Origin of the sequence: Streptomyces sp. NPDC006385 (assembly GCF_040612485.1) — a bacterium.
Taxonomy (GTDB): Bacteria; Actinomycetota; Actinomycetes; order Streptomycetales; family Streptomycetaceae; genus Streptomyces.
Genome location: NZ_JBEXQG010000071.1, coordinates 41,579 through 47,891 on the forward strand (window position 1 = coordinate 41,579; position 6,313 = coordinate 47,891).

The 6,313-nt window shown below is 70.1% G+C and carries 6 protein-coding genes; 5 read left to right on the forward strand and 1 reads right to left on the reverse strand.

Annotated features, from left to right (window positions below):
• Nucleotides 1-65: 65 nt before the first annotated feature.
• From ABZ078_RS36105 to ABZ078_RS36125, 5 genes are all read left to right on the forward strand, one after another.
• A complete protein-coding gene (locus tag ABZ078_RS36105) occupies nucleotides 66-1,598 on the forward strand; it encodes a GMC family oxidoreductase (RefSeq protein WP_356582469.1) in 1,533 nt (510 codons plus the stop codon).
• Nucleotides 1,595-2,101, forward strand: a complete 507-nt coding sequence (locus ABZ078_RS36110) for a nitroreductase family deazaflavin-dependent oxidoreductase (protein ID WP_356582471.1) — start codon at nucleotides 1,595-1,597, stop codon at nucleotides 2,099-2,101. Before ABZ078_RS36105 ends, ABZ078_RS36110 begins: the two co-directional genes overlap by 4 nt.
• Nucleotides 2,102-2,504: 403 nt before the next feature.
• Nucleotides 2,505-3,239 (forward strand): alpha/beta hydrolase, encoded by a 735-nt coding sequence (locus tag ABZ078_RS36115; protein ID WP_356582473.1) that lies wholly within the window; start codon nucleotides 2,505-2,507, stop codon nucleotides 3,237-3,239.
• A gap of 701 nt (nucleotides 3,240-3,940) precedes the next feature.
• Complete coding sequence (locus ABZ078_RS36120) at nucleotides 3,941-4,846, forward strand: HipA family kinase (protein ID WP_356582475.1); 906 nt, start codon at nucleotides 3,941-3,943, stop codon at nucleotides 4,844-4,846.
• Complete coding sequence (locus ABZ078_RS36125) at nucleotides 4,843-5,121, forward strand: SelT/SelW/SelH family protein (RefSeq protein WP_356582477.1); 279 nt, start codon at nucleotides 4,843-4,845, stop codon at nucleotides 5,119-5,121. The genes ABZ078_RS36120 and ABZ078_RS36125 overlap by 4 nt, the downstream gene beginning before the upstream one ends.
• A 25-nt stretch (nucleotides 5,122-5,146) precedes the next feature.
• On the opposite strand, the gene aceB is transcribed toward ABZ078_RS36125, so the two are convergent.
• Nucleotides 5,147-6,313: malate synthase A (gene aceB, locus ABZ078_RS36130; protein WP_356582479.1), on the reverse strand; the 1,167-nt coding region annotated here is incomplete at its 5' end.

The window sequence follows — 6,313 nt, forward strand, 5'->3', positions numbered from 1 at the left end:
TGAATCGGATCATGTACACATGCTGTGATCGGTAATGTACCGGCCGTAGCGGAAGGCGGGGTGGGGTGGCGGTTTTGCACGAAGTGCTCGTCGTGGGCTCCGGGTTCGGCGGGAGCGTCGCGGCGCTGCGGCTCGCGGAGAAGGGCTACCGCGTCACGGTCGTCGAGGCCGGGCGGCGATGGCGGCCGGAGGACTTCGCCACCTCCCCGTGGCAGGCGCACCGCCTGCTGTGGGCGCCCTGGCTCGGCTGGCGCGGCATCGCCCGCCTGCGGGTACGGCGTCGGCTGGCCACGCTGACGGGCATCGGCGTCGGCGGCGGGTCCCTCGTCTACGCGGGGGTGCACTACCGGCCCGACGGGACGGTATTCCGTGACCTCTGCTGGGATCCGTCCCTGGACTGGGAAGGCGAACTCGCCCCCTATTACGCGTCGGCGGAACGGATACTGGGCACCACCCCCGTCCCCCGGCAGGCGGCAGGGGACGACGCCCTGCGTCGGGCGGCCGACGCTCTCGGGGCACTCGGCGGCGTGCATGCCACCCGGGTCGGCATCCACTTCGGTCCCCCCGGCCGGGCAGTGCCGGACCCCTTCTTCGACGGCCGGGGCCCGGCCCGCGCCGGCTGCTCGGAGTGCGGCCGGTGCACCCTCGGCTGCCGCGTCGGCGCGAAGAACTCCCTGGACCACAACTACCTGTACCTAGCCGAACGGGCCGGAGCCGACATCCTGCCCCTGACCGAGGCGCGGACACTGGTACCGCAGCCGGACGGCACCTGGCGCGTCCACACGCGCCACGGCACCGGTATCAATCGACGCCACGCCGTACTGTCAGCGCATCAGGTCGTTCTCGCGGCCGGGGCCTGGGGCACCGCGGAGCTCCTGCACCGCTCCCGGCCATACCTGCCCAAACTGTCACCCGCGCTGGGTACGCGCACACGCACCAACCGTGAAGTGTTCGCCACCGTGTCCGCGGAAGGCTTCGACATCGGGCCCGGCGTCGCGATCAGCTCCGCGCTGCGAGCGCACCCGGGCCTCCTGGTCCAGCTGTGCCGACTCGGACCGGGCTCCCATCCGGCCGCACTCCTCGCGCTAACGACCCGCCCGTCCTGGCGGGACTTCGGCCGTCGCAGCGCCGTACTCTTCGCCATGGAGCAGGGCGACTCCCACCTGACCAGCCGCTACCGACGCGGACGGCTGACCCTCCACCCGGGAAGCCCACAGCCCGAACCCGTACGACTGGCCACCGCCGAGGCGGTGGCGCACCACTACGCCCAGCACATCGACGGTCGGACCGCTCTGCTGTGGAACACCACCTTGGGCCTTCCGGTCACCGCCCATCTGCTGGGCGGCTGCCCGATCGGCAGCGACCCCGCCACCAGCGTCGCCGACCTCTACCACCGCATCCACGGCTACCCGACCCTGCACATCACCGACGCCTCCGCCGTACCCGGCAACCTCGGCGTCAATCCCGCACTCACCGTGACCGCGATGGCCGAACGAGCCTGCGCCGCCTGGCCCGTCGCCGGCCAACCCGACCAACGCCCCGCCCAGAGCGAGCCGTACCGGCGCGTACCGCTCCCGAAAGCGGAGGACGCCCTGTGACCCACCCTCTTCTCGTCCGCCTCGCCACCAGCCGTGCCGTGCTCCGTGTCGCCCCTCATGTGCTGCCGCGCTGCGACCTGTTCATCCACCGCCTGACCCGGGGACGACTGCTGCCGACCCGACTCGTCCTGGACACGATCGTGCTCGGCACGACCGGTCACCGCAGCGGAACCCCACGCGCCACCCCCCTGGCCGCGCATCGGGCCGCGGACGGAACCTGGCTGGTGGTCGGCAGCAACTTCGGCCGATCCCACCACCCGGCCTGGAGCACCAACCTCCTGCACCACCCCCACGCCACGGTCACCGCACAAGGACGTTCCTGGCAGGTCAGCGCCCGCCGACTTACCGGCCATGAAAAGGAACAGCAGCGCAACCGCATCCTGCTGGCCGTCCCCTTCTACGACGCCTACGACACCTACGCCGCCCGCGCCGGCCGGGACATCCGCGTCTTCCGCCTCACCCCGATCACCGCCCCACCCGCCGACCGCCCCGCTCAGGCATGAGCACTGCACCGACGGGGGCAGACGCTCGTTCGGGCGAACAGCAGCGGCACGGCGTATCGCCGTGCCGAAGCGATACCGAGGTCAAAGGATGGTGGCGGAGGTACGTGGTGAACAGGAGCCCGGGGCGCGCCCGGCCCACCGTGTGACCACATTGGCCCGAAGCGCTTGACTACACGGCCTTGGCCATTGGGTGGGTGGCTCCGTGGCATCCGGCCGCGGAGCCTCCGCAAAAACCCGTTGGCGGACCACGGCGACCACTGCTACTTTTCCGGACGCCGTGCGAGAGAACGAGGAGGTGGTACCCGTGAACGCAGTATCGACGTGGGTGCTCCCCTCCGGGGTCACGGTCGGGCGATAGGTCGTCCGGGAGCGCCGTTTCTGAGCCCTCCCGAAAGGCACGACCATGCACTTCACTTCTGAACAGCGCCTCGAAGGCGGCGTCCTCGAGCGCGAATTCAGCCTCGGCGAGATACCCGGCATCCTGTGGTCACCCGCGTCCGCGTCCGCACCGGTCCCGCTGATCCTGCTCGGCCACCCTCCCCTCGGGCTGCGGAAGATGTATCCCCGACTGGTGGCCCGGGCCAAGCACGCCGCGGCGGAGGGCTTTGCCACGGCCACCATCGAACTCCCCGGGAGCGGTGACCGGCCCCGTTGGGCCGCCGCCGAGCAGGCACGCGCCGACCTGCGCCGGGCTATGGAAGCCGGCGAGCCGGCCAGCGACGAGATCATCGACGCCCTCATCCTCCCGCTCGTCGAAAAGTCGGTCCCGGAATGGCAGGCCGCCCTGGACGCCCTACTCTCGCTGCCTGAGATCGGCGGCCCAGTCGGGTACTCAGGCGGAGTGATCTCCATCGGCATCCGGTTGGCGGTGGTCGAGCCGCGCATCGTGGCCGCCGGCTTCTTCGCCGGGAGTTTCGTGCCTCGCGCCATGTTCGAGGAGGCCCGCCAGGTCACCATTCCGCTGCACGTCCTGCTGCAGTGGGACGACGAAGGGAACGACAGGCAGGCGGCCCTGGACCTGTTCGACGCCTTCGGCTCCACGGAGAAGACGCTGCACGCCAACATGGGCGGGCACACCGGCGTCCCGCAGTTCGCGGGGGACGCCGCGGACCAGTTCTTCACCCGGCACCTGAAGTGAAGCCGGGCCGGGAGGTCGGCAGCAGACGGTAAGCGGCGTCGGCCATGATGCCGTCATCGAGGACAGGCCCCGGACCTCCTCGATGACGGCGCCTGGCAGATGCACAACCGCCCCGATCGCGGCTGTACCGGCCAACGGCGGTACCGGACGGCCGGGGCGGCGCGAGGGCGTCGACCAGATTCGGTGTCAAGAGTCTCGATCGGATGACAGGGCGACTGGCTGCACTTGTAGGATCTCGCCGCTCGCGGCGGGTCGCGGCTCCTTGGCCTGCTGGTTCTGTGGCTGTCTCACCGCTTGTCTGAGAGTTTCCGTCTCACCGTCGTGCTCTTTTCTTCTGACGGCCCGCTGGGCCCGCCGCGCCCCGGATCGATAGTCATCAGTACCCGCGTTGGCCAAGGCGGGCATCATCCCGCCGCGCGCCAAGGGAGCGAAGGAATGGCAGGAGTCCGTAGTGACCTTGGCACGGTGGCTCGGGCACTCCTCACCAGTGGTCACCCTCGGTTACTATGCTCACTTCATGCCGGAGGCCGGAAGCAAGGGACGGACGGCCATCGATGGGCTGCTGGGGAGACAGGGAGATCTGCGTGCCAGTCGAAACTCCCCAGATTCTCCGCAGGGCTGATGCTGGGCGATTCCGGCTGTCACGTGCCTCCGAGACCACACATGGATTTCAAGACTGAAGGGGCGGGTGGCCTGGGAAAATGCTAAGAGAGGTCTTCGCTACCCGCTACATCGCACCCCTGCGCTCAGGCGGCTCCGTCCCAGGCGTCGTAGAGGCCGACGACCTGGGCACCTACGTCGTCAAGTTCACCGGCTCCGCGCAGGGCCGCAAGGCGCTGGTCGCCGAGGTGATCGTCGGTGAGCTGGCGCGCGCTCTGGGCCTGCGGTTCCCCGAGCTGGTCCTGGTCCACTTCGACCCGGCGATCGCCGACAGCGAGCCCCACCAGGAGGTCCGGGACCTCCTCGGCGCGAGCGCCGGAGTCAACCTCGGCATGGACTACCTGCCGGGCGCGCGGGACTTCACCCCGGAGGTCGCGAAGACCTTCCCCGTGGACCCGCTGGAGGCTGGCCGGATCGTCTGGCTGGACGCGCTGACCGCGAACGTCGACCGTACGGTGCACAGCTCGAACCTGATGATCTGGCCGACGCTCGGGACCGTCCCGCCCCGCCTGTGGCTGATCGACCACGGCGCCGCCCTCGTCTTCCACCACCGCTGGGACGGCTCCGACCCCGCGAAGGCGTACGACTTCCGCCACCACGCCCTCGGCCACTACGCGCCGGACGTGCGGGCGGCCGACGCCGAGCTGGCGCCCAGGGTGACCGAGGAACTGCTGCGGGAGATCGTGGCGGAGGTGCCGGACGCCTGGCTGACCGACCTCGCCTCGCCGGCCGAGGCCCGTGAGGCGTATGTGACGTACCTCCACGCGCGCGTGCGCGCCTCACGGCAGTGGCTGCCCACCGACTTCCCCAGCCGGGAGGAGCTCGCCGCCGAGGAGACCCGGCGGTCGGCGCGGAACCGGCAAGGACGCCCCGCGTGGCTCAAGCAGGTCCCCGACCTGCACGGCAGGCCCGCGGTCCAACAGGATGGGACGGTGCACCTCGGATGAGTGGCCGGGTCGAGATCGAGTACTGCACCCAGTGCCGCTGGCTGCCGCGTGCGGCATGGCTGGCTCAGGAACTGCTCACGACGTTCGAGGCGGAACTGACGGAACTGGCGCTGAAGCCCGGCAAGGGCGGCGTCTTCGTCGTCCGCGTGAACGACGAGACCGTCTGGGACCGCCGCGAGCAGGGCTTCCCCGAGCCCACGGCGGTCAAGCAGGCCGTACGCGACCGAGTGGCCCCGGGGAAGTCCCTGGGCCACTCGGACAAGCCTGCTTCCTGAGGGTTCAGCGAGGGTCCAGCGGGGTTCAGCCCTTCAGCTGCTCGTACGCGGGCAGCGTCAGGAAGTCCGCGTAGTCCTCGTCGAGGGAGACCTCCAGGAGCAGGTCGTGGGCCTGCTGCCAGTGGCCGGCCGCGAAGGCGTCCTCGCCGATCTCGGCGCGGATGGTGGCCAGTTCCTCGGCGGCGACCTTGCGGGCCAGCTCCGGGGTGGCCTTCTCGCCGTTCTCGAACTCGACGCCGGCGTTGATCCACTGCCAGATCTGGGAGCGGGAGATCTCGGCGGTGGCCGCGTCCTCCATGAGGTTGAAGATGGCGACCGCGCCGAGACCGCGCAGCCATGCCTCGATGTAGCGGATGCCGACCTGGACGGCGTTGACCAGGCCCGGGTACGTCGGCTTGGCGTCCAGGGAGTCGATGGCGATCAGGTCGGCCGCCTCGACGTGGACGTCCTCGCGCAGGCGGTCCTTCTGGTTGGGCTTGTCGCCCAGCACCTTGTCGAAGGACTCCATGGCGATCGGGACCAGGTCGGGGTGGGCGACCCAGGAGCCGTCGAAGCCGTCGCCGGCCTCGCGGTCCTTGTCGGCGCGGACCTTCTCGAAGGCCACCTTGTTGACCTCGGCGTCCCGGCGGGACGGGATGAACGCCGCCATGCCGCCGATGGCGTGTGCGCCGCGCTTGTGGCAGGTGCGGACCAGCAACTCCGTGTACGCGCGCATGAACGGGGCCGTCATCGTCACCGCGTTGCGGTCCGGCAGGACGAACTTGGCGCCGCCGTCACGGAAGTTCTTCACGATGGAGAACAGGTAGTCCCAGCGTCCGGCGTTCAACCCCGAGGCGTGGTCGCGGAGTTCGTAGAGGATCTCCTCCATCTCGTACGCCGCCGTGATCGTCTCGATCAGGACGGTCGCGCGGACGGTGCCCTGCGGGATGCCGACGTAGTCCTGCGCGAAGACGAACACGTCGTTCCAGAGCCGGGCCTCCAGGTGCGACTCCGTCTTCGGGAGGTAGAAGTACGGGCCCTTGCCGAGGTCGAGCAGGCGCTGGGCGTTGTGGAAGAAGTACAGGCCGAAGTCCACGAAGGCGCCGGGGACCTGCTGACCGTCGACCTGGAGGTGCCGCTCGTTCAGGTGCCAGCCGCGCGGGCGCATGACGACGGTCGCGAGCTCGTCGTTCGGGCGCAGGGCGTACGACTT